This window comes from Veronia nyctiphanis (assembly GCF_004116385.1).
GTDB classification, from domain to species: Bacteria; Pseudomonadota; Gammaproteobacteria; order Enterobacterales; family Vibrionaceae; genus Veronia; species Veronia nyctiphanis.
The window spans coordinates 1-504 of the sequence record NZ_PEIB01000111.1 but is presented as its reverse complement, the minus strand read 5'-3'; the positions used below and the strand labels follow the sequence as shown (position 1 = coordinate 504).

The window sequence follows — 504 nt, the reverse complement described above, 5'->3', positions numbered from 1 at the left end:
TTAACCATACAACCCCAAGAGGTCTTGTGTATGGTCAACAACCAAGGTGTTCTATAAAAGAACATGTTCACCCTTTTTGCCTCTGCTTTTTCTTAAAAAGCGGAAACATAAAGCGATGAACGATTTCGCCGGACTCAAATATGTTTATTCTTCTTTCGAAGATAAACCCAAGAACACTTGAATGTGTTTGGTGTTACTTAAAAGTAACTATTGAGAACTTTACTATCACTTCTCATCAAAGTGATATTGTTTAATCTTTCGATTAAACAGTCAGCTTTCCAGATTGTTAAAGAGCAAAGTGATGTCAAACCACTTTGTAAATATTCTCGTGAAAATACTTAAAAAGTGGTGGAGCTAGACGGGATCGAACCGTCGACCTCTTGCATGCCATGCAAGCGCTCTCCCAGCTGAGCTATAGCCCCATCATTTCTTTACTTGTTTGACCATAGCAATCTGTGTGGACACTGGCAAAGACAGTATCGTTAAGGAGGTGATCCAGCCCCA

1 tRNA gene is annotated in these 504 nt (G+C 39.7%); it reads right to left on the bottom strand.

The annotated features are described in order from the left end of the window. Positions 1-346: 346 nt before the first annotated feature. A tRNA-Ala gene (locus CS022_RS24655) sits at positions 347-422 on the bottom strand. Positions 423-504 lie beyond the last annotated feature (82 nt).